The organism is Undibacterium sp. Ren11W (genome assembly GCF_049340485.1).
Taxonomy (GTDB): domain Bacteria; phylum Pseudomonadota; class Gammaproteobacteria; order Burkholderiales; family Burkholderiaceae_D; genus Undibacterium.
The window spans coordinates 128674-150829 of record NZ_JBMPPB010000001.1 but is presented as its reverse complement, the minus strand read 5'-3'; the positions used below and the strand labels follow the sequence as shown (position 1 = coordinate 150829).

Genomic DNA, 22156 nt, shown 5'->3' with positions numbered 1-22156 from the left:
CAACGGTTTCACCAAAATATGTCTTAAAACTAGCGAGTTCACGACTTAAATAATGATTTTAGGCACATTCTTGTTTTATACTCCATACTGAGACTAGGTGCAGAACCCTTCTGATCTGCCAACAACGGCACCTAAAAAGATAATTACATTCTTGGAGTTGTACATCAGATGAGCGCATTGATTCATTCGTCAGAAGATGATCTGGTTTTTTTGGATGAGCCAGAGGCAAATGACGCCTCGCACAGGACAAGATTGACAAAAAAATGGCGCATCATGATCATTGACGATGATCCAGACGTCCACTCAGCAACCACCTTTGCCTTAGGCAGCCTAGAGATACAACACCGCCCCCTCAGTTTTCTACACGCATACTCCGCAGCCGAAGCTCGCGACATTCTGGCGCATGAAACCGACATAGCGATCATTTTGCTCGATGTGGTCATGGAACAGGAAGATGCTGGATTGCAACTAGTAAGCCATATACGCACAACCTTAGGCTTATCAGACGTGCGTATCATTCTCCGCACTGGCCAGCCTGGCTATGCACCAGAAATTGATGCCATCCGCGATTACGATATTAACGACTACAAGACCAAGTCTGAATTAACGCGAACAAAGCTCTATACTGCAGTCACTTCCGCGATCCGCTCCTATGAACAAATTTGCGCCATCTCGGCGAGCCGTCGCGGCTTAGAATTAATTATCCACGCCAGCACCGAGCTCATGGCGCGACAAGGTTTACAAAACTTCTCATCTGGAGTGCTGGCGCAATTAGTTGCACTTTTAGGGGGGCACACTGAAGGATTTGTCTGCAGTCAACAAGCGATCAGCCCACTAGAACCTTCTCTCTCCAGCCCAGAAACCCCTTCTGGTTTGCATGTACTTGCAGCTACTCAAAGCTTCGATAATTGGGTAGGTGAAATCCTTGATCTTGTAGCCGATGCCAAAATTCAGACATTAGTGCAGCAAACTTTGCTGGCGCGCCACAATATTTACGAAAATGCGGCTACCGTGCTGTTTTTTAGCAATGTCGCGCAAAGAGAGTTAACCGTCTACCTCAATACCGGCTCACACCTTAACGAGATGGATAAACGCCTACTCGAAGTGTTCTGTAGCAACGTTTCCGTTGGTCTAGATAACGTAATGCTCAACTCTCGCCTGCACAATTACGCGTTTTACGACCCATTAACTGGTTTGGCAAATCGTCTCAAATTACTACAGACGCTGAACGAAACACTACTATCTCCCCTTAAACAAGAAACTGCACTATCCCTGATCGACATTGATCACTTTGCGGAAACCAATGATGCATTAGGCCATCATTTTGGAGATCTACTACTTTGTGCGGTAGCGCGACGTCTATCCGACCACTTCGGCAATGACTATCAAATAGCGCGCGTTGGTAGCGACACCTTTGCCCTCGTCGGCGACGAACAAAAAGTTTGCCCAGATGAAATTCTCTCGTTATTTACCGCGCCATTCGAGGTTGATAATCAAGACGTTCAATTGTCTGCCACCATTGGCCTGATTAAATTAAGTGATTATGAAGGTGATGGATCTGAAGCATTAAAGGATACCAACATCGCCCTCAAACGGGCAAAAACACACCAACGCTCAGGCCATGCCTATTTCACACGCGACATGGGGGTAGAGATACGCGAGCGGGTAAGGATGATGCATGCACTGCGTGGCGCCTTCGAAAGTGAGCGTCTATTTCTGGTTTATCAGCCACAGGTCGACATGCGCACTAAGCAAGCCGTAGGCGCTGAAGCTTTATTGCGCTGGAAGACCGAAGAAGGGAAATTTGTCCCACCTGATCAATTTATTCCCATAGCAGAATATTCCGGTTTAATTGTTGATATTGGTGAGTGGGTTTTGCGGAGCGCCTGCTATGAACTGGTGAACCTACGTAGTATGGGTCATACAGATTTTCAAATGGCAATTAACGTCTCTCAGGCGCAGTTTTCCCACCCCCTGTTTATGCAAACCCTCCACAGAGCTTTGCAAGACACGCAGGCGCCTCCTGGCTGCATAGAACTGGAAATCACTGAGTCAATGGCGATGAAAGATCCTGAGCTGCTGATCAAAACCCTGCATCAGATTAAACAATTAGGAATCCGCATTTCCATTGATGACTTTGGTACAGGGTTTTCGTCCCTGAGTCACCTTCAAAAACTCAATGTAGACAAACTCAAAATTGATCGGGCTTTTGTCAATGAAATAGACAGTGCCAGTGGCAATGGCAGTATTGCCAAAATGGTGGTGCAATTAGGACAAAGCCTGGAAATGGCAATCATTGCAGAAGGCGTAGAAACCCAAACCCAGACCGACACCCTACTTTCTTTCGGTTGCTACCTGGCGCAGGGCTATTTATACGCAAAACCTATGACGAGAGAAGACCTCTATCCCTGGCTGGACAATCAAAAAAACTTAGCCTAAGCGGCAGTCTGGCTTTTCAATCGCTGAATAGACAAACTAACGCGACAAACTAAAGGAAATGAAATTCACTGCACTTTGTCTTGTGTATTTCATTTTCCGCTGGCACCTACGCCATACCATCTAGTGTCAATCGGACACTGTTGTGGCTAACCCCATCATTTCATTCTGACGACTATTGTTGGTGCAGCTATTCTTACGCCAAGATTTACCGCAACTTTCGCCACAGCAAGGATTTTAATCATTCTATTCCTAGTATTTTGCAGACTGTCGCAACCGAGTCGCCAAATGTTGCTTAGCACTTTAGAGTGCCTACATGCACTAAAGACTCGCAAAATAAGCCACCTAGTAAGTGACAACCTAGGATTTTTTTTAAAGAAGCCCATCATGAATCAAGACACCCTCCAAACGGCCAAAGAAGTCAGTGCGAATTTCCTACTCTGGCTCAGCAAAGCTTTTGACACTACAGCCGCGTGGGTCACCAAACTATCCTGGTGGAAGTTTTTTATCTTTGCGACCCTCACCATTGCCGCTGGCGGGATTATGCAAGACACCTTTTTCACAAGCGAAGAAAGTGTAATTGTTAGCAAAAAACATGGTCCTAAAAAACCACTGACATCGCAACACACGATAGACGGTGACACCAACGTAGAAATTGATGCCACAGGAATACATATACGCAAAAACAATCCGACTGGCGGCGCTAAGCAGATAGAAATCGACGGCGACGGTGTCCATATTAGTAAAGACTCCAATCACTCGGCGAAATCGCCTGTCACATCAAGCACGCAGAATGCGCCTAACGTTCCAAACCTACCTAATGTACCTAATGTACCTAATGTACCTAATGTACCTAATGTACCTAATGTACCTAACATGCCAAACACCCCGGGTGTCAGCATAGGGCAAGACGAGATCCACATTAGAATGCCACCGGAAATAGCGCAAAAAATTAGCGATGAAATCGACGACGCGGTGGCTGACGCAGCGGATCAGGAAGTTCGCAGCTACCAGAAAAAATCATCGCAATGGTTTATTAATTTTGTCCTGCTCGCCATTTTCGGTTTGTTCGGGATGAAAGCTTTAATGGGCGGCAAGGTTCGCGCAGAAGAGAAAGCTAAAGAAGCGAATAACAGCGCCGAAAAAGAAGCCTTACTGCGCCAAGTCAGCGAAGCCCAAATGCAGATGATGCAGGCGCAGGTAGAACCGCATTTTCTCTTTAACACCTTAGCCTCAGTGGAATATTTGATCGAAACCGATCCCCCGCGTGCCGCCGCCATGCAACGTAGTCTGATCTCGTATTTGCGGGCGGTGTTGCCGCAGATGCGAGAAAATGCCACCACCACGAATCTCGGACGTGAAGCCGACATGGTCAGAACCTACCTAGATCTCCTTAAGATGCGCATGGAAGAAAGGCTAGAGATTGATTTCATCATGCCTGATGGCTTACGTAGCGCCTCCTTCCCACCGATGATGCTGCAATCCCTGGTAGAAAATGCCATCAAACATGGCCTGGAAGTCAAAGCCGAAGGAGGTACGCTGCAATTTAGAGCAGAAGTAGCTCACAATAAATTACGTGTCACCGTCTCGGACACTGGCCTTGGTTTTGGCGCAAAACCAAGTAACGGAACGGGTCTCGGGTTGCAAAATATTCGTGAAAGACTCAAGTTGATCTACAAAGAAAAAGCACAGATGATCATCACACCCAACCAACCGACGGGCGTTTGCGTTACCATAGAAATCCCTTACGAATTAGCCAACTAAATACGACTATCTATGCCTACCGCGATTATTGCCGACGACGAAAGAATGATGCGTGACCAGTTACGGTCACGCCTGGAACAGGTCTGGCCCGAACTAGAAATACTTGCCGAAGCCAAGAACGGTGAGGAAGCCATACAGATGGTAACAACACATCAACCTGACCTGGCTTTTTTGGATATCCGTATGCCTGTCAAAACCGGATTGGAAGCCGCCAGAGAAATCGGCAGCAAAGCACACATCGTCTTCATCACAGCCTACGATCAATATGCGATTGAAGCCTTTGACCAGGGTGCTGTGGACTATGTTTTAAAACCAGCCGATGTAGAGCGGCTCGGTCGCACCGTCGATAGGCTCAAGGCCCGCTTGAGCGTGGCCAGCAACCCCAATGATATGAGCGCTATGCTGTCGCAGTTAGCCAAGCAGATGGGAATCGCTGCCAAGCCCGTCTATTTGCAATGGATACAAGCCTCGATAGGTCAGGAGTTACGCCTGATTCCAACGGAGGAAATTCTTTTTTTTCAGTCGGATGAAAAATACACGAGAGTGCAGACCGCCAACTACGAAGCCCTGATCCGCAAACCGGTGCGCGACTTATGCGAAGAACTAGATCCCGCCTTGTTCTGGCAAATACATCGTTCCACCTTGGTCAACGCCAAAGCCATCGCCGGCGTCGTGCGCGACATGCGCGGCCGCCATCTGGTACAGATCAAAGGCTTAACGGAGAAACTGGAAGTGAGTCGCAGTTTCGTCCACCTTTTCAAGCAAATGTAAGTAAAAAAGGTGCATACGCCGAACACGCATATTCCATGCGCTTTTCAAACAAGGCACCCGTATCACGCATGATCCATGCGGCTCTCAGACTTGGCACCCCGCAAACCCGCATGCCTATTGCGCGCTGGGGCTACGATCAAAAATGCACTATCAAAATTACTATAAAAATTACTATCAATAAAAAAGCCACTCAGCAAAACTGAGTGGCTTTTTCGCACGGTGATTCAGGCCTTACAAAATCTTCGTCCCCACCCACCATGCAATAGCAGCGACAAAGGCTGAGGCTGGAATGGTCAGGACCCATGCCCAAACAATATTCCCCGCCACACCCCAACGCACCGCCGACATCTTTTGCGCCGAACCAACACCAACAATCGCACCGGTGACGGTATGAGTAGTCGATACTGGAATACCCAAAGCAGTTGCCATAAACAAAGTAATGGCGCCGCCGGTTTCTGCGCAGAACCCACCAACGGGTTTGAGCTTAGTGATTTTCTGCCCCATAGTTTTAACTATGCGCCAACCGCCAAACAAGGTACCAAGTCCGATTGCGGTGTAACAGCAAATAACTACCCACAACGGTGGCATTTTATCCGCCTGATTAGAGTAACCAGCCGAGATCAATAACATCCATATAATGCCCATGGTTTTTTGCGCGTCATTTCCACCGTGACCAAGACTAAACATTGAGGCAGATACTAGCTGTAGACGACGAAACCATTTATCGACCTTCATCGGCGTTGATTTAACGAACAACCAGGAAACGATCAGCATCATCAAAGACCCAAGGAAAAACCCTAGCAATGGCGATACCACGATAAAAATAATCGTTTTGTAGAGACCGGCTGAAATCAAGGCACTAGTACCCGATTTAGCAACGGCTGCGCCGACCATGCCGCCGATCAAGGCATGCGATGAGGACGAAGGAATACCAAAATACCAGGTAACAAAATTCCAAAACGTGGCGCCTACCAAGGCACCAAAAATTACATAGTGATCGACGATTGCAGGGTCAATGGTACCCTTACCTATCGTCGTTGCTACCGTCAGAGGAAATACGACGATTGCCAGCACGTTGAAAAAGGCAGCCATAGCCACCGCTTGTTGCGGCTTGAGTACGCCAGTAGAAACCACGGTGGCAATCGCGTTTGCCGCATCGTGGAAGCCGTTCATAAAATCAAATAACAAAGCCAATATCACCAGAAATACAATGACATACATGCTCATATGGAAGGTTTGCATAGGGATCACTTCTCTTTTAAGCTCTATCAGTTCAGATAGAGCTAATACTAATCAATACTCTCGTTTTTAAGGCAAGCCTGTGACCGCTTGCCGTCGCAAAAATTATGCGTTTTCGACGATGATACCTTCAATGATGTTCGCGACATCTTCACAACGATCGGTGACCGTTTCCAGAATTTCGTAGATCGCTTTGAGCTTGATCAGATTTCGTACATCTGGTTCATCACGGAATAACTTCGACATAGCCGCACGCATCACGTGATCAGCATCCGATTCTAACCGGTCTATTTCTTCGCAGATCGCCAAAATCTGGCGAGAGTTATCCATATTGTGTAGCAGAGCAACCGCTGCTTTCACCTTCTCTGCACAAGCCAGACACAGTTCGGCCAGACGCTTGGCTTCCGGAGTGATTTCGCGGATATCGTAGAGCGAGATTGTCTGTGCAGCGTCTTCCAACAAGTCCAGAATATCATCCATGCGCGTAATGAGCTTATGAATGTCATCTCTGTCCAGCGGCGTGATAAATGTTTTATGCAGCAGCTCTATCGTATTGTAAGTGACAGTATCCGCTTGTTTTTCTATGCCTTCTATTGCATGAACCCGGATTTCCAAGTCGTCAAAATTGGTCATCAAAGCGACCATCTCTTTCGATCCTTTGACGCATAACTCCGCATGCTGATTAAATAAGTCAAAGAATTTACCCTCGGTGGGCATGAATCGTCCAAACATTTTTTTCTCACTGAAAATAGAAAATTTCTAGAATTGATCCGAAAAGTGCAAGGATCACCTGACTTCCCGGATACTGCTATACCACACGCATTGCGACTACTAAGGACTACAAAATTTTACGAAGCCAATGAATCAATAAATTAATTCTCTATTCCGCTTGCGTTTTATTTTTACTCACTATCACCGTAAATAGACAAGGAACCGGTGTAATTATCAAACTTGGTATATTCGCCCAAAAAGGTCAAGCGCACGCTACCGATAGGGCCATTACGTTGCTTACCGATAATAATCTCGGCCGTACCTTTATCAGGTGAATCAGGGTTATACACCTGATCGCGGTAAATAAATAAAATCACGTCGGCATCTTGCTCAATCGCGCCAGATTCGCGCAAATCGGACATAACTGGCCGCTTATTCGGGCGCTGCTCCAATGAGCGGTTCAACTGTGAGAGTGCGATTACCGGGCATTGCAATTCTTTTGCCAACCCCTTTAAGCTTCGTGAGATTTCCGAAATTTCTGTGGCGCGGTTTTCGCCCTGAGTATTGCCCGACATCAATTGCAAGTAATCGATCACGATCAAACCGAGCTTGCCGCATTGCCTTGCTAAACGGCGGGAACGGGCGCGTAATTCTATTGAGCTAAGCGCAGGTGTCTCATCAATGTAAAGCTGGGCATCATTCATTTTTTGTATCGCATGAGTCAGGCGTGGCCAGTCTTCATCGATCAGGCGACCAGTGCGCAACCTATGCTGATCCAAACGTCCGACCGAACCCAGCATACGCATAGCCAGCTGAGCGCCCCCCATCTCCATGGAGAATACCGCTACCGGCAAGCCACTTTCAATTGCGACCGTTTCAGCGATATTGATGGAAAACGCCGTTTTACCCATGGAAGGACGACCCGCCACAATAATCAAGTCACCAGGCTGCAAGCCTGAAGTCATTTTATCGAGATCGGTAAAACCGGTGGGTACACCTGTGATGTCACTGGTATGGTCACGGTTATACAACTCATCAATACGCTCGACGACTTGCGTCAATAAAGGCTGAATCGCGTTAAAACCTTGGGCTCCGCGCGAGCCCTCCTCGGCAATCGCAAAAATCTTTGATTCTGCCTCGTCCAGCATTTGTTTCACTTCTTTACCCTGAGGATTGAATGCCTGTCCGGCTATCTCATCGGAAACCGTAATAAGCTTACGCAATACGCCACGATCCCGAACAATCTCTGCATATCGACGTATATTTGCTGCCGATGGCGTGTTTTGCGCCAGTGCATTCAGGTAACTCAATCCACCTGCATCCTCCGCTTTATTGATGGCAGTGAGCGCATCAAAGACGGTAATGACATCGGCTGGTCGCGAGGCATTAATCAGTTTAACGATAGCCTGAAAAATAATGCGGTGATCATAACGATAAAAATCACCCTCATTGATAAAATCGGCGATTCTATCCCAAGCAGCGTTATCCAGTAATAAGCCACCTAAAACAGATTGCTCTGATTCTATGGAGTGCGGCGGGATGCGAAGATTATCTAATTGCGGATCGGAAGGTGCTTTCATGGCGCGCATTATACCTTTTTATTCCCCCTCGAAAGCAAATGAAAGTAGGCCTAATTTAGCCTAAATTAGAAAAGGAAAAAGATGCATTGCGGCAAAAATTTATGCAATACCTAATTGACAAATTAATGAGAAAATCTGAATACTTTCTGCAATTAAAAACTTAAGCATTTACGCAAGATCAAAGCTAAAAATAAAAAAAGCCGGGAAAACCCGGCTTTTTTTTGCGTACTTAATTAAGTATATTAATTAAGCGTGTTCGCCCAATACCGCAACGATGACATCTACTACGACATCAGTGTGCAACGCAACTGATACAGAGTGATCGCCAGCAGTCTTCAAAGGACCCAATGGCAAACGCACTTGTGATTTCTCAACTGCAAAACCTTGCTTAGTCAATGCATCTGCGATGTCTGAATTGGTTACGGAACCAAACAAACGACCATCAACACCAGACTTTTGTGAGATTTGAACTGTCAAACCACTCAATTTTTCGCCTTGCGCTTGTGCGGCAGCCAATTTAGCAGCAGCAGCTTTTTCCAACTCAGCGCGCTTCGCTTCGAATTCAGCGATTGCAGCAGCAGTTGCACGGCGAGCCATACGTTGTGGAATCAAAAAGTTACGTGCATAACCATCTTTAACACGAACTACATCACCCAGATTGCCGAGATTAACGACTTTATCCATCAGAATAATTTGCATATTTTTCTCCTAATTACGCTGTATGCAGATCAGTGTACGGCAGCAACGCAAGGTAGCGTGCACGCTTGATCGCTGTATCAACTTGGCGCTGGTACAAGGCTACAGTGCCAGTCAAACGTGCTGGCATGATTTTGCCGTTTTCTTGCACGAAGTCTTTCAGTGTATCGATGTCTTTATAATCAACTGCAGCTACATGTCCTGCTGAAAAACGGCAGAACTTCTTGCGTTTGAACAATGGATTTTGTTGCTGACGCTTTTGCTTCAGTTTGCTTTTATCAAATTTTTTACCGAATGCCATTTTAGGCTCCTAATCTAGTAAAGGTGTCTCGAACTCATTTTCCTGAAAATCAGTGATATGAAAAACGAGACTTTTGCTGTTGCGATTTTTACGCGCTAAAAAACCTGTGAATAACATCGTGACACCCAATTGTATTTCCAGGAATCGCTTAGAAATAGCGCCTGCAGCAACTGCAGTGATTTCAAATTCAACCTGGCGCTGGGTGCTCGCCTGTTCTTGCTTAGAGTGATGCATTAATACCGCAGTTGCTATCGGAATTCCGGCTGGCGTATAACGCAGCGCTGATTTTTCTGCAATGCTAGCAACGACTTTAAGCTCATTCACAAATAATTACGCGTCCTTCGTTAAAACTATTAAGCTGCAGGTGCTTCAACGCGTTGCGTCTTAGCTGCATCTTCTTTCTGAACTGCTTTCATCATTGGAGATGGCGCTGTTTCAGCTTTTTTCATTTTAACTGTGAGGTGACGCAAAACGGCATCGTTAAATTTGAATGCTGTTTCCAACTCAAGCAAAGTTTCAGCATCACACTCTATGTTCATGCAAACATAGTGAGCTTTAGCCAATTTCTGAACGATGTAGGCAAGTTGACGGCGACCCCAGTCTTCAACGCGATGGATTTGACCACCACGTGTAGTAACGCTAGCTTTGTAGCGTTCGATCATTGCAGGCACTTGCTCGCTTTGATCCGGGTGTACGATAAATACTATTTCATAATGACGCATATATTCTCCTTGTGGACAATAAAAAGATGCCCGCCTCGGCGTCAAGACGAGTGCGGGAAGAGGAAAGCCGACAATAGTAACCGATTTTCAAATTTTGTACAATTAGTTCTATGAATGAGGAGAATTCAACTAGCACCCTAGCAGAGCCTGTATCAGTTAAATCATTTATTCCTGAGTTTTTAACAGGTTTTACTTGCATAAGTGACTTTACTGTATAAAAATACAGTCTGCATATACATACAGCTAATTGAAAGAACCATCATGCTGAAACTTACCGCTCGCCAAGAGCAGATCCTGAACCTGATCAAGGATGCCATTCAAAACACAGGCTTCCCGCCGACGCGAGCAGAAATCGCAACAGAACTTGGATTTCGCTCGACCAACGCAGCAGAAGAACACCTGCAGGCACTAGCGCGAAAAGGCGTAATCGAAATAGCAGCAGGCACCTCACGTGGCATACGACTCCTAGAATCCGAACTATCTAGCCACATGCCTGGAATACAAATGGCATTGCCACATCCAGCCCTGATGCAATTGAGCCTGCCATTGGTTGGGCGAGTTGCCGCTGGCTCACCAATACTCGCTACTGAGCATGTAGAGGCCACCTACAATGTGGATCCAGCTCTTTTTTCCGCAAAACCGGATTTCCTGCTTAAAGTACGTGGCTTGTCAATGCGTGACGCGGGTATTTTGGACGGCGATTTATTAGCTGTGAAAAAATCAGATACGGCCCGCAATGGACAAATCGTGGTTGCCAGACTAGGGGATGACGTCACCGTCAAACGCTACAAAAAAACCAGCACTGGCATAGAGTTAATCCCAGAAAATCCAGATTATCCAATTATCAAAGTCAGCGACACCGAAACCGATTTTTCACTGGAAGGCTTGGCCGTTGGGCTACTGCGCAGTTGGTCTTAAAGAGGCATAGCGCCAAGGCGCCCTATCCATGCGGCTTTCGAGCCAGGCATGCTGCGGCCCGCATGCAGATTGCGCTTCGGACATGCCGCTTTTAAAACAGCAATCCATTCAATAGAAGTAAGTCTGTCAATAAAAAACGCCCGATAAATTATCGGGCGTTTTTTATTAGGCATTGATGCCTATGCCAATACAAGCACAGACCCAATACGGCATTAATGCTTAATTGTCGAAGCCTCGACTGCAGCATCTGGCTTTGCAGTAGCGGCGAGCGCCACGTCCTCATCAGTCAATGCCACAGGTTGACGTTCCAAGGCAATTTCCAAGACTTTATCTATCCAACGCACTGGGATAATTTCCAGTTTATTTTTGACATTGTCCGGGATATCAGTCAAATCTTTCGCATTCTCCTCAGGTATTAACACTGTCTTGATCCCGCCGCGATGAGCTGCTAGTAATTTCTCTTTCAGCCCACCAATAGGCAAGACCTCGCCTCTCAAGGTAATCTCACCAGTCATCGCCACATCAGCTCTTACAGGTATGCCAGTGAAGATAGAAACCAAAGCGGTCGTCATCGCGATACCGGCCGAAGGTCCATCCTTCGGCGTAGCACCTTCAGGAACATGAATATGAATGTCACTTTTTTCGAACACATCCGCTTTAATCCCCAAGCGCTTAGCGCGACTACGCACCACTGTACGGGCAGCTTCGATCGACTCTTTCATCACATCACCCAAGGTGCCAGTGCGTATCACGCCCCCCTTACCCGGCATTGCTACGGCTTCTATCGTCAATAAATCACCGCCGACCTCAGTCCACGCCAAACCCACAACTTGCCCAACCTGATTGTCTTTGACTGCCACACCGAAATCATAACGACGCACACCAAGGTATTTGTCGATATTTTTCGAATTGATGGTGGCTTTCTTTTCGGTCTTCTTAAGCAACAACATCTTCACGACCTTGCGACAGATCTTGGAGATTTCGCGCTCAAGTGAACGCACCCCTGCTTCACGTGTGTAATAACGAATAATGTCGCGTATTGCGGTTTCTGCGATGGTAATTTCTTCTTCTTTAAGACCGTTATTTTTTATCTGTTTCGGCAACAAATAACGCTGTGCGATACTGGTCTTTTCATCCTCAGTGTAGCCAGACAAACGTATCACTTCCATCCTGTCTAGCAGCGCGGCCGGGATGTTATATGAGTTTGAAGTAGCGACGAACATCACATCTGACAAATCGAAATCAACCTCAATGTAATGATCCGAAAAAGTATGATTTTGCTCTGGATCCAAGACCTCCAGCAAAGCAGAGGACGGATCGCCACGGAAATCAGCCCCCATCTTATCGACTTCATCGAGCAAGAACAAAGGATTGCGCACACCTACCTTTGCCAGACTCTGCAAGATCTTGCCTGGCATAGAGCCGATATAGGTACGCCGATGCCCACGAATCTCGGCCTCGTCCCTGACGCCACCGAGCGCCATACGCACAAACTTACGATTTGTAGCGCGAGCAATGGATTGGCCAAGGGACGTTTTACCGACACCAGGAGGACCAACGAAACAAAGTATAGGCGCCTTCAACTTATCGACACGTTGCTGTACGGCGAGATATTCCAAGATGCGTTCTTTGACCTTATCTAGACCGTAATGGTCGTCTTCCAATACTTTTTCGGCATTGGTTAAATCATTGTTCACCTTAGATTTCTTCTTCCAAGGCAAATTTACGATAGTGTCAATATAATTACGCACCACGGTCGCCTCAGCCGACATAGGAGACATCATTTTGAGCTTCTTCAGCTCATTCATTGCCTTATCGCGCGCCTCTTTAGGCATTTTCGCCGCAACAATTTTTTTCTCAAGCTCATCAATATCGGCGCCCTCTTCGCCTTCGCCCAGCTCTTTTTGAATCGCTTTTACCTGCTCATTCAAATAGTACTCACGCTGTGACTTTTCCATCTGCCGCTTCACACGCCCACGGATACGCTTCTCAACTTGCAAGATATCTAGCTCACCCTCCAACTGCCCCAGCAAATGCTCGAGACGTTTCGCGACACTAAAAATCTCCAGTATCACTTGCTTCTGCTCTAACTTCAAAGGAAGATGGGCTGCAATGGTATCGCCTAAGCGACCAGCATCATCAATTCCAGACAAAGATGCCAGAATTTCAGGAGGGATTTTTTTGTTTAATTTAACGTATTGATCGAATTGCTGAACGATAGCGCGGCGCATTCCTTCGATTTCACTGTCGTCGCCAATTTCAGTCTCGACAGGTGTCAGATCTGCGGTGAAGTGCGATTCGGTTTCAGTGATTTTGTGAATTCGCGCACGTTGCACGCCTTCGACCAGCACTTTAACCGTGCCATCAGGCAATTTCAGCATTTGCAGAATATTGGCAATACAGCCAATTTCATAAATATCATCTGCCGAAGGTTCATCTTTAGCAGCGGCCTTTTGAGCCGCAAGCATAATACTCTTGCCTTGCTCCATCGCAGCCTCTAAGGCCTTAATCGACTTAGGACGACCGACAAAGAGAGGAATGACCATATGCGGAAACACGACAACGTCGCGTAAAGGCAGCAGGGGCAATTCAGTTCGTTCTGTAATTATGGAAGTTGTCATGGCGCACCTTTTTCAAAATTTCTAACAGTTAGATTGGCGCACTAGGCCAAAACACAAGCCCGTCATCCAAAAAACAATAAAAAAAGCCACGCAGAGAGGGCTCCGTGCAGCTTTTTCGATTGAAGCCTGAATTTTATTATTTAAACAAATTGTACCGCTAATTTAAATCAGCGGTCGGCAAAAAAATTTACCGACTACTATTCAACATTCAACATTTAAGATTTGGCGCCAGAGACCTTAGGTTGCTCATCGTAAATTAACAATGGTTTGGCTCCGTTAGCGATGGTATTTTCATCAATCACTACCTTGACGACATTTTGCTCGTTTGGTAATTCGTACATAATATCGAGCAGTGCATGCTCAAGAATAGAGCGCAAACCGCGTGCCCCAGTCTTGCGCGCTATCGCTTTTTTGGCTATCGCTTGCAAGGCGGCTGGACGAATCTCCAGTTCAGCGCCTTCCATCTCCAATAATTTGGAGTATTGCTTGATTAAAGCATTCTTCGGTTCAAGCAAAATCTGTATCAAAGCAGCCTCGTCCAATTCATTGAGCGTAGCAATCACAGGCAAACGACCAACTAATTCAGGAATCAAGCCAAATTTAATCAAATCTTGTGGCTCAGCATCTTGCATGATTTGACTAGCACTCTTTTCAGTTTGACTCTTTACACTAGCCGAGAAGCCTATACTACTGCGTTCTGAGCGATCAGAGATGACTTTAGCCAAGCCGTCAAATGCACCACCACAAATGAACATGATGTTAGTCGTATCAATTTGGATAAAATCTTGATTTGGGTGCTTGCGACCACCTTGCGGTGGCACCGAAGCCATCGTGCCCTCAATTAACTTCAGCAAAGCTTGCTGCACACCCTCGCCCGAAACGTCACGGGTAATTGAAGGATTGTCAGATTTCCGGGAAATCTTATCTATCTCATCAATGTAGACTATGCCTTTCTGTGCACGCTCAACTTCATAATTACAATTTTGCAGCAATTTTTGAATGATATTTTCTACGTCCTCGCCAACATAACCGGCTTCAGTTAAGGTAGTCGCATCAGCAATCACAAACGGCACATTCAACATGCGTGCTAAGGTTTGCGCCAATAAGGTTTTACCAGATCCAGTTGGACCAACTAATAAAATATTGCTCTTTGACAGCTCCACATCATCTTTTTTACCGAGATGCTTTAGGCGTTTGTAATGGTTGTACACGGCAACCGCTAGAATTTTTTTTGCGGTGGTTTGCCCAATCACGTACTGATCTAGCAATCCGGTAATTTCAGACGGCGTTGGCAATTCGGTCTTTGCACTTGCAATAGTATCAAGACTGCTTATTTCATCAGTAATGATGTCATTGCAAAGATCGATACACTCGTCGCAAATAAATACAGATGGCCCAGCAATCAGTTTTTTAACCTCATGTTGGCTCTTGCCACAAAATGAGCAATAAAGCAGTTTTTCGCCAGTGGAGGATTTTTTATCGGGCATGGTACGGAATATTATTTAACGGAGTGGATGTAATATTACCTGCAAATTCATGATTCGTCATGAGAGATACAGGCATCTTTGCGATGAAAGGCAATTATAGGGCAGAATAGAAAAACGCCCGCAACTCAAAGATGCGGGCGTTTCTGGATATTTCAATTCATCAAGAACGATGAGTCAGAACTTTATCGATTAAACCATATTCTGCAGCAGACTCAGCAGACATAAAGTTATCGCGCTCAGTATCTTTAGCAATCTGTTCTATAGTTTGGCCAGTTTTTTCAGCCAAAATACCATTCAGACGTTCGCGCAAATATAAAATTTCGCGCGCTTGAATTTCGATATCAGTGGCCTGACCTTGCGCACCACCTGAAGGCTGATGAATCATGATGCGTGAATTTGGCAAAGAAAAACGTTTACCTTTTGCACCAGCAGCTAACAGGAAAGCACCCATAGATGCAGCCAAACCAGTGCACAAAGTTGAAACATCTGGCTTGATAAATTGCATCGTATCAAAAATCGCCATACCAGCTGACACCGAACCGCCAGGTGAATTAATGTAGAAAGAAATATCCTTATCCGGATTTTCACTCTCCAAAAACAACATCTGAGCAACGATTAAATTTGCGGCATGATCATTAACAGGACCAACCAAAAAAATCACACGCTCTTTAAGTAGGCGAGAATAGATATCGTAAGAACGCTCTCCTCGACCACTTTGTTCTACCACCATAGGCACCATGCCCAGCATATTGGTGTCCAGTGCAGAATTACGGATGATACCTGTCATGTGATTTCCTTATTAATTACGCTTGGTTACTACCCATTAACTCATCAAAAGGCAGAATTTTTTCTGTCACTTTCGATTTACCAAGTACATAAGTAACGACGTTTTCTTCTAACACAAGGGCTTCAACTTCAGCTAAACGGCTACGATCACTGAAATAGTATTTAACTACTTGCTGAGGATCTTCATAACTTTGAGCAAAATCTTCTACCTGTGCTTTAATTTGCTCAGGAGTCGCTTGCAAATTATTTGACTTAACCAATTCAGCCAAGATCAAACCTAAACGCACACGACGCTCTGCTTGCGCAGTAAACAATTCTGGTGGAAATGGTACGTCTTTAACATTCATACCACGTTGCGCCATGTCTTGACGTGTCATCTCAGCCAAACGCTGACCATCTTGCTCAACTAATGATTTAGGCACATCAAATTCAACAGCCTTAACCAAAGTATCCATTACGCTGTCTTTAGTCTTGGCTTTTACGCGACCTTTAACTTCACGCTCCAGGTTTTCTTTGATGTCGGTACGCATCTTAACCAGATCGCCATCTTCAACACCCAAAGTTTTCGCGAATTCAGCATCAACTGCTGGCAAATGCGCCCACTCCAACTGCTTCAATGTAATCGTGAATTCTGCAGTTTTACCGGCAACATCTTTACCATGATAATCTTCAGGAAACGACAAGGGAAAAGTCTTACTTGCACCGACTACCAAACCGATTGTTGCCGTTTCAAACCCAGGTAACATACGACCTTCACCCAAGACAAACGCAAAGCCTTCTGCTTTACCGCCTGCGAACTCAACACCGTCCAGTGTCCCGATGAAATCTACGGTAGCGCGGTCGCCAGTTTGAGCGGACAAATCAGCACCACCATCACCGTGCTCGCCTTGTTCGCCTTTTACGTGATAATGCACACGTTGTTTGCGCAAGATATCGATAGTTTTGTCGATCTCAGCATCTGACACTTCAGTTTTAACTTGTTCGACTTCTGCCGAAGACAAATCGCCGACTGTGAATTCTGGATAAACTTCGAAAGTCGCTTCAAACGCCAGAGTGCCTTCAACTGCAGCCTCGCCTGACTTAGGCTCTATCCGTGGATAGCCAGCTACACGTAATTTATTCTCATTAGCCGCTGCGCTGAATGCTTGACCAACTTTATCATTCAGCACTTCTGTTTCGAGTTGGTAGCCGTATTGAGCGGCAACCATTTTCATAGGCACTTTTCCAGGACGGAAACCAGGAGCCTTCGCGGTACGCGCACGCACTTTCAAACGTTTTTCCACTTCAGATTGCACTTCTGCAACAGGGAAAGAGATAGTAAGGCGGCGTTCCAATTTATCTAAAGTTTCGACTGCAATTGCCATGAAAATCGTCCAAATAAAAAAAATTCTGTGGTGCGAGAAGGGGGACTCGAACCCCCACACCATTTCTGGCGCCAGGACCTAAACCTGGTGCGTCTACCAATTTCGCCATCCTCGCAGGATGAGATACTTACTGGCGTAAAACCAGCACAAAAGCAAAGGGCGACCTAAAATTCAAGTGTCGCCCAGAACTGTAACTATTGCATTTCAACTCCAGCCGCATATTCTACTGGATTTTAAACTGGCGCGTCACTATTTTTCTTCGCTTTAAGCTTAGATTTTAATATAGCAAGCTAAGCAAGCCTATTCCTCAATGGAATAGGCTAATTTACTTAACTTAAACAGCTCGCTTTACCCGAAACCAAGCCGCGTACAAAGCGGGCAAAAACAGCAGAGTCAAGGCAGTAGCAATGATCAAGCCGCCCATAATAGCCACCGCCATTGGCCCCCAAAAAACAGAGCGCGACAAGGGTATCATAGCCAACACTGCTGCCGCAGCGGTAAGGATAATCGGCCGGCAACGCCTTACGGCAGACTCGACAATTGCATCCCAAGGCGCAGCACCGGCTTGAATGTCCTGCTCAATCTGATCAATCAAAATAATCGAATTGCGGATAATCATGCCAAACAAAGCAATCACACCTAAAAGAGAGACGAAGCCAAAGGGTCTTTGGAAAATCAGCAAAGCGGCAGCAGCTCCTGCAATCCCTAATGGTCCGGTTAAAAATACCAACAGCGAGCGCGAAAAACTATGCAGTTGCAACATCAGCAAAGTAAAGATAATAAAAATAACCAGGGGGAAAATCGCTGCAATGGCGCCCTGCGCTTTTCCGCTGTCGGCTGCAGCGCCGGCCAGATCAATTTTATAACCTGGCAACAGGCTGGCTCGTATTGCATCGAGTTTTGGAGAAATTTGCGATGAAACAGTTGGGCCTTGTATCCCATCAACGACGTCCGACTGAACTGTAACAGCCCATTCCCGTCCCTCGCGCCACACCACGCCTGGCTCCCAGACCAACTTAATGCGAGCCAATTGCGACAACGGCACCGACTTGCCGCTCGCAGTGGGAATATTCGCCCCACCTAAGGCCGTGACAGTAGAACGCTCTTCCACGGGTTGACGCACAACAATATCGATAAGTTTATTCCCATCCCTAAATTGGCCTACCGTTGTCCCGGTCAAAATAGTATTTGCGGCACGCATCACACTTTGCGAGGTCACACCCAGTGCACGTAACTTATCCTGATCCATGTCGATACGAATCACCTTGACGGACTCATTCCAGTTATCGTTGACACCGATCGCATTCGGATTGGCGCGCATCACTTCTTTCACTCTATCCGCAATTTCACGCACCTTACTTACTTCCAATCCGGTCACCCGAAATTGAACCGGGTAAGGAACCGGCGGCCCGTTTGGCAGCAACTTAACACGACCACGAACCTCGGGAAAATCAGTCTTGAACGCCTGCGTAATTTTCAAACGCAAAGCCTCACGCGCCTTCAAATCCTTAGGCAATACAACGATTTGTGAAACATTGGTTTGCGGGAAAATCTGATCTAGCGGCAAATAGAACCTAGGGCTGCCGGTGCCGACGTAACTGGTGATACTCTCTACACCGTCTTGTTTTTGTATGAAGGCCTCAAACTTTTTAGCCTGAGCCTCGCTGGCTGCGAAGGCGGAACCTTCGGGCAGCCAAAGCTCCACCATTAATTCGGGACGACTCGAATCAGGGAAAAATTGTTGTTCGATGAATTTAAATCCAAACACGCCCAAACCAAAGATCATCAAAGTGATCGCAATAGTCGTCTTACGCCATTCAACACACCAATTTACGATAGAGCGAAAACTATTGTAAAAAGGGGTATCAAACAATTCGTGATGACCATCAGCCATAGCAGAGGGTTTTACTTTCAACAACAAGTAACCAAGATACGGAGTAAACAAAACGGCGACCAACCACGAGATAATCAGCGCCAGAGTATTTACCGAGAACATAGAAAAGGTGTATTCGCCAGCAGAAGACTTCGCAAGTCCGATCGGCAAAAAGCCAGCAGCGGTAATCAGGGTACCCGTCAGCATAGGCATGGCAGTTGAGGTATAGGCGAAAGTCGCAGCATCAAAACGTGAAAAACCCTCCTCCATCTTACGCACCATCATTTCAACCGCGATGATGGCATCATCCACCAGCAAACCCAAGGCGATAATCAAAGCACCCAGAGAAATTTTATGTAAATCAATATCCAAGAAGCGCATGCACAAAAAAGTGACCGCCAACACCAAAGGGATGGTTAAACCGACCACCAAACCCGGACGCATATCCAGGCGAAATGGTTTGGTATGCAAACCCAAGGCCAGAAAACTGACCGCAAGCACAATCACTACCGCCTCTATCAATGTATTGACAAACTCGCCGACTGAAGATGCCACCATTTTTGGCTGATCTGAGACCCGCTCTATCTGTATTCCAACTGGCAATTTGGCCTTTAAAGCACTCATGGAAACTTGTAAATTCTTGCCAAGGTCGATGATATTGCCGCCTTTATCCATAGAAATACCCAGGCCGATTACCTCTTTCCCATTGAAACGCATCTTGTCTTGCGGAGGGTTTTTATATTCGCGCTTTATCGTCGCAAAATCGCCCAAGCGGAAAGTCGTCCCGTTAGCACGTAATTGCAAGTTTTCTAGATCTTTCACACCCATCAGAGCGCCTGATACGCGCACTTGCAAGTTATCGGTCGCAGTGGTCAGTACACCGGTGGCCTCGACCGTATTCTGAGAATTGATTTGACCGACGATGGCATCAAAAGGAACGCCTAATTGCGAGAACTTTTTTTGCGAAAATTCTATATTGATTTTTTCATCCTGCACACCAAACAACTCGACCTTAGAGACCGAAGGAATACGCAAAAATTCCTGACGCACGAAATCCGCATACTCTTTCACTTGCTCATAAGTAAAACCATCGCCAGACAAGGCAAATATAGAACCATAGGTATCACCGAACTCATCGTTGAAGAATGGTCCCTGCACGCCAGGCGGCAAAGTAGGCCGAATATCGCCAATTTTCTTACGGGTCTGGTACCAGGATTGCGTCGTATCTTTTGGAGAAGTAGATTCACGCACCTGTAGAATAATCAGGGTTTCACCAGGTTTTGAATAGCTGCGAATTTTGTCTACGTTAGGTACTTCTTGAAGTTTTTTTTCTAGTTTGTCAGTGACTTGCTCAGCCATTTGCAAAGCCGTCGCACCCGGCCAAACCGCCCGCACCACCATTGCTCGAAAAGTAAACGGAGGATCTTCGTCCTGCCCAAGCCGAGCATAACTAAAAATCCCACCCAGCAACAAAGCGACGATTAAGTAACGCGTTAGCGGGATATGTTCGAGCGCCCAACGCGACAAATTAAACCCACGGGAAGAGTCACTCATTTAGCCACTCCAGCATTCGCGCCATCAATGGCAAGCTTTTTCGATGGGCTAGGTGTTGTCGTACTTTGCACAGAATCGACCCCAAGCACACTTACTTTTTGCCCAGGCTTGAGCAAATTCACGCCAGCTGTGACCACGGTCTGTCCTATCGCGACCCCAGATGACAGTAAAATATCCGCCCCCGAAGCATCAGCCAACTGAACCGGCACCAACTTCACGGCGCCACTCTCCACGATCCAAACCGAGGTCGTGTTTTTATCTTGAAACAAAGCCGTCATTGGTAATTTAATCATGGCACTGGGATTCTTAGTGGCAAATGTAACCGCTGCTGTCATGCCTAATTTGACATCCTTAGCACTTGCCGGCAAAGCCAATTTGGCGGTATAAGTACGCGTCACCGGGTCTGCGATTGGTGAGAGTTCACGCATTTTTGCTGCAATTAACTCATTCGGATTGGCCCAGAGACGAACCCTGATATCTTTGATTTGCCGGATAGTGTTCACCTTATCTTCCGGAATTCCGATGACGACATCCATCTCTCCGGCCTGCGCGATGCGCAATACTGGCACGCCCGCCGCCACTACCTGACCCGTCTCGGCGTCTACTGCAGTCACAACGCCATCAACGTCAGCCACTAATGTGGCATAACCAGCCTGGTTAGATTGATTCTTAAACGCCGCCAATGCTTGCTCATAATTAGCTTGGGCCGCTTTGTATGCACCTTCTTTACCATCTAGCACGGCGGCACCAACAAAATTTTTCTCTCTTAAATCCTGATAGCGCTTCATTTCAGTTTTTGCCAAATCACGGCTACTTTCTGCCGCACTCAAGCCGGCTTTCGCTTGCGCTTGTGCCAAACCGAGATCCTGAGGGTCTAACTGCATCAGCACCTGACCACGTTTCACTTCACTACCCAGGTCAACTTTGCGCGCAATAATTTTCCCACCAACACGAAAACCAAGTTTTGACTCAATGCGAGGACGTACCTCGCCCGAGAACTCTGCAGCTATCTCGGCATTGTCCGCTGCTACCTTAATCGCCCGAACCGGGCGAATGTCCTCGGCCTTCTCGATTTGTTTAGAACAGGCAGTCAACATTAACAAGCCGGCCATACTTAATGCGGAAGAGTAGCGCAAGCAGCTCTGACGATAGTCTTGCTCTTGTATTAGCTTGCGTGGCAAGGCTTTTAGTGATGTGAGCACGAGAGTTTTCCTTTACTATTCCGGCTTTAGCGTATGTTATACAGCACTTAATCAATGATAATCAGTGACCAAATAAACATCGTGACAGAACCGAGATTACTTATTGATGGGATGAAGTGTACTTCCAGCAG

General features: G+C 46.4%; 17 protein-coding genes and 1 tRNA gene. 4 read left to right on the top strand and 14 right to left on the bottom strand.

All coding sequences use genetic code 11. The features are described 5' to 3' along the window. Positions 1-168 precede the first annotated feature (168 nt). From ACO0K8_RS00770 to ACO0K8_RS00760, 3 genes are all read left to right on the top strand, one after another. On the top strand, positions 169-2439 hold the full coding sequence (locus ACO0K8_RS00770; RefSeq protein ID WP_422944719.1) for an EAL domain-containing response regulator: 2271 nt from the start codon (positions 169-171) through the stop codon (positions 2437-2439). Between the two features lie 384 nt (positions 2440-2823). Further along, positions 2824-4200: a sensor histidine kinase gene (locus tag ACO0K8_RS00765; protein WP_422944718.1), complete on the top strand. Its 1377-nt coding sequence runs from the start codon at positions 2824-2826 to the stop codon at positions 4198-4200. 12 nt (positions 4201-4212) lie between these two features. Then, a complete protein-coding gene (locus tag ACO0K8_RS00760; RefSeq protein ID WP_422944717.1) occupies positions 4213-4971 on the top strand; it encodes a LytR/AlgR family response regulator transcription factor in 759 nt (252 codons plus the stop codon). A 231-nt stretch (positions 4972-5202) separates the two neighbouring features. On the opposite strand, the gene ACO0K8_RS00755 is transcribed toward ACO0K8_RS00760, so the two are convergent. The 7 genes from ACO0K8_RS00755 to rpsF form a co-directional block, all read right to left on the bottom strand. Beyond that, the gene (locus ACO0K8_RS00755) at positions 5203-6213 is read right to left on the bottom strand and encodes an inorganic phosphate transporter (protein WP_422944716.1); all 1011 of its coding nucleotides are present in this window, start codon (positions 6211-6213) and stop codon (positions 5203-5205) included. 102 nt (positions 6214-6315) lie between these two features. Then, positions 6316-6942 (bottom strand): DUF47 domain-containing protein, encoded by a 627-nt coding sequence (locus ACO0K8_RS00750; protein WP_422944715.1) that lies wholly within the window; start codon positions 6940-6942, stop codon positions 6316-6318. A 170-nt stretch (positions 6943-7112) separates the two neighbouring features. Beyond that, positions 7113-8501, bottom strand: a complete 1389-nt coding sequence (locus ACO0K8_RS00745; RefSeq protein ID WP_295755816.1) for a replicative DNA helicase — start codon at positions 8499-8501, stop codon at positions 7113-7115. Between the two features lie 246 nt (positions 8502-8747). Beyond that, entirely contained in the window at positions 8748-9200 is a 453-nt protein-coding gene (gene rplI / locus ACO0K8_RS00740; RefSeq protein ID WP_422944714.1) for a 50S ribosomal protein L9, read from the bottom strand. A gap of 13 nt (positions 9201-9213) precedes the next feature. Beyond that, complete coding sequence (rpsR, locus tag ACO0K8_RS00735) at positions 9214-9498, bottom strand: 30S ribosomal protein S18 (RefSeq protein ID WP_126126169.1); 285 nt, start codon at positions 9496-9498, stop codon at positions 9214-9216. Between the two features lie 9 nt (positions 9499-9507). Further along, positions 9508-9822 carry a primosomal replication protein N gene (gene priB / locus ACO0K8_RS00730; protein ID WP_422944713.1) on the bottom strand — a complete coding sequence of 105 codons (315 nt, stop codon included), beginning with the start codon at positions 9820-9822 and terminating at the stop codon, positions 9508-9510. A 29-nt stretch (positions 9823-9851) separates the two neighbouring features. After that, entirely contained in the window at positions 9852-10220 is a 369-nt protein-coding gene (gene rpsF, locus ACO0K8_RS00725; RefSeq protein WP_422944712.1) for a 30S ribosomal protein S6, read from the bottom strand. Between the two features lie 261 nt (positions 10221-10481). Between rpsF and lexA the strand changes: the two genes are divergently transcribed. Further along, positions 10482-11138, top strand: a complete 657-nt coding sequence (gene lexA / locus ACO0K8_RS00720; RefSeq protein WP_422944711.1) for a transcriptional repressor LexA — start codon at positions 10482-10484, stop codon at positions 11136-11138. Positions 11139-11350: 212 nt separating this feature from the next. Here the strand turns inward: lexA and lon are convergent, their stop codons facing one another. The 7 genes from lon to ACO0K8_RS00685 all read right to left on the bottom strand — a co-directional run bounded on the left by lon (position 11351) and on the right by ACO0K8_RS00685 (position 22025). Continuing rightward, positions 11351-13759, bottom strand: a complete 2409-nt coding sequence (gene lon / locus ACO0K8_RS00715; protein WP_422944710.1) for an endopeptidase La — start codon at positions 13757-13759, stop codon at positions 11351-11353. 215 nt (positions 13760-13974) lie between these two features. Next, a complete protein-coding gene (gene clpX, locus ACO0K8_RS00710; protein ID WP_422944709.1) occupies positions 13975-15246 on the bottom strand; it encodes an ATP-dependent Clp protease ATP-binding subunit ClpX in 1272 nt (423 codons plus the stop codon). Positions 15247-15406: 160 nt separating this feature from the next. Next, positions 15407-16033 (bottom strand): ATP-dependent Clp endopeptidase proteolytic subunit ClpP, encoded by a 627-nt coding sequence (gene clpP / locus ACO0K8_RS00705; protein WP_295755721.1) that lies wholly within the window; start codon positions 16031-16033, stop codon positions 15407-15409. A gap of 16 nt (positions 16034-16049) precedes the next feature. Further along, the gene (gene tig, locus ACO0K8_RS00700; protein ID WP_422944708.1) at positions 16050-17396 is read right to left on the bottom strand and encodes a trigger factor; all 1347 of its coding nucleotides are present in this window, start codon (positions 17394-17396) and stop codon (positions 16050-16052) included. A gap of 28 nt (positions 17397-17424) precedes the next feature. Beyond that, positions 17425-17511, bottom strand: a tRNA-Leu gene (locus ACO0K8_RS00695). A 219-nt stretch (positions 17512-17730) separates the two neighbouring features. Then, positions 17731-20823 (bottom strand): efflux RND transporter permease subunit, encoded by a 3093-nt coding sequence (locus ACO0K8_RS00690; protein ID WP_422944707.1) that lies wholly within the window; start codon positions 20821-20823, stop codon positions 17731-17733. Then, complete coding sequence (locus ACO0K8_RS00685) at positions 20820-22025, bottom strand: efflux RND transporter periplasmic adaptor subunit (RefSeq protein ID WP_422944706.1); 1206 nt, start codon at positions 22023-22025, stop codon at positions 20820-20822. The genes ACO0K8_RS00690 and ACO0K8_RS00685 overlap by 4 nt, the downstream gene beginning before the upstream one ends. Positions 22026-22156: the final 131 nt, after the last annotated feature.

Bases quoted from the DNA above. Each gene is read 5' to 3' on its own strand.
- ACO0K8_RS00770 (WP_422944719.1), top strand. From the start codon at position 169: ATGAGCGCATTGATTCATTCGTCAGAAGATGATCTGGTTTTTTTGGAT.
- ACO0K8_RS00765 (WP_422944718.1), top strand. From the start codon at position 2,824: ATGAATCAAGACACCCTCCAAACGGCCAAAGAAGTCAGTGCGAATTTC.
- ACO0K8_RS00760 (WP_422944717.1), top strand. From the start codon at position 4,213: ATGCCTACCGCGATTATTGCCGACGACGAAAGAATGATGCGTGACCAG.
- ACO0K8_RS00755 (WP_422944716.1), bottom strand. From the start codon at position 6,213: ATGCAAACCTTCCATATGAGCATGTATGTCATTGTATTTCTGGTGATA.
- ACO0K8_RS00750 (WP_422944715.1), bottom strand. From the start codon at position 6,942: ATGTTTGGACGATTCATGCCCACCGAGGGTAAATTCTTTGACTTATTT.
- ACO0K8_RS00745 (WP_295755816.1), bottom strand. From the start codon at position 8,501: ATGAAAGCACCTTCCGATCCGCAATTAGATAATCTTCGCATCCCGCCG.
- rplI (WP_422944714.1), bottom strand. From the start codon at position 9,200: ATGCAAATTATTCTGATGGATAAAGTCGTTAATCTCGGCAATCTGGGT.
- rpsR (WP_126126169.1), bottom strand. From the start codon at position 9,498: ATGGCATTCGGTAAAAAATTTGATAAAAGCAAACTGAAGCAAAAGCGT.
- rpsF (WP_422944712.1), bottom strand. From the start codon at position 10,220: ATGCGTCATTATGAAATAGTATTTATCGTACACCCGGATCAAAGCGAG.
- lexA (WP_422944711.1), top strand. From the start codon at position 10,482: ATGCTGAAACTTACCGCTCGCCAAGAGCAGATCCTGAACCTGATCAAG.
- lon (WP_422944710.1), bottom strand. From the start codon at position 13,759: ATGACAACTTCCATAATTACAGAACGAACTGAATTGCCCCTGCTGCCT.
- clpX (WP_422944709.1), bottom strand. From the start codon at position 15,246: ATGCCCGATAAAAAATCCTCCACTGGCGAAAAACTGCTTTATTGCTCA.
- clpP (WP_295755721.1), bottom strand. From the start codon at position 16,033: ATGACAGGTATCATCCGTAATTCTGCACTGGACACCAATATGCTGGGC.
- tig (WP_422944708.1), bottom strand. From the start codon at position 17,396: ATGGCAATTGCAGTCGAAACTTTAGATAAATTGGAACGCCGCCTTACT.
- ACO0K8_RS00690 (WP_422944707.1), bottom strand. From the start codon at position 20,823: ATGAGTGACTCTTCCCGTGGGTTTAATTTGTCGCGTTGGGCGCTCGAA.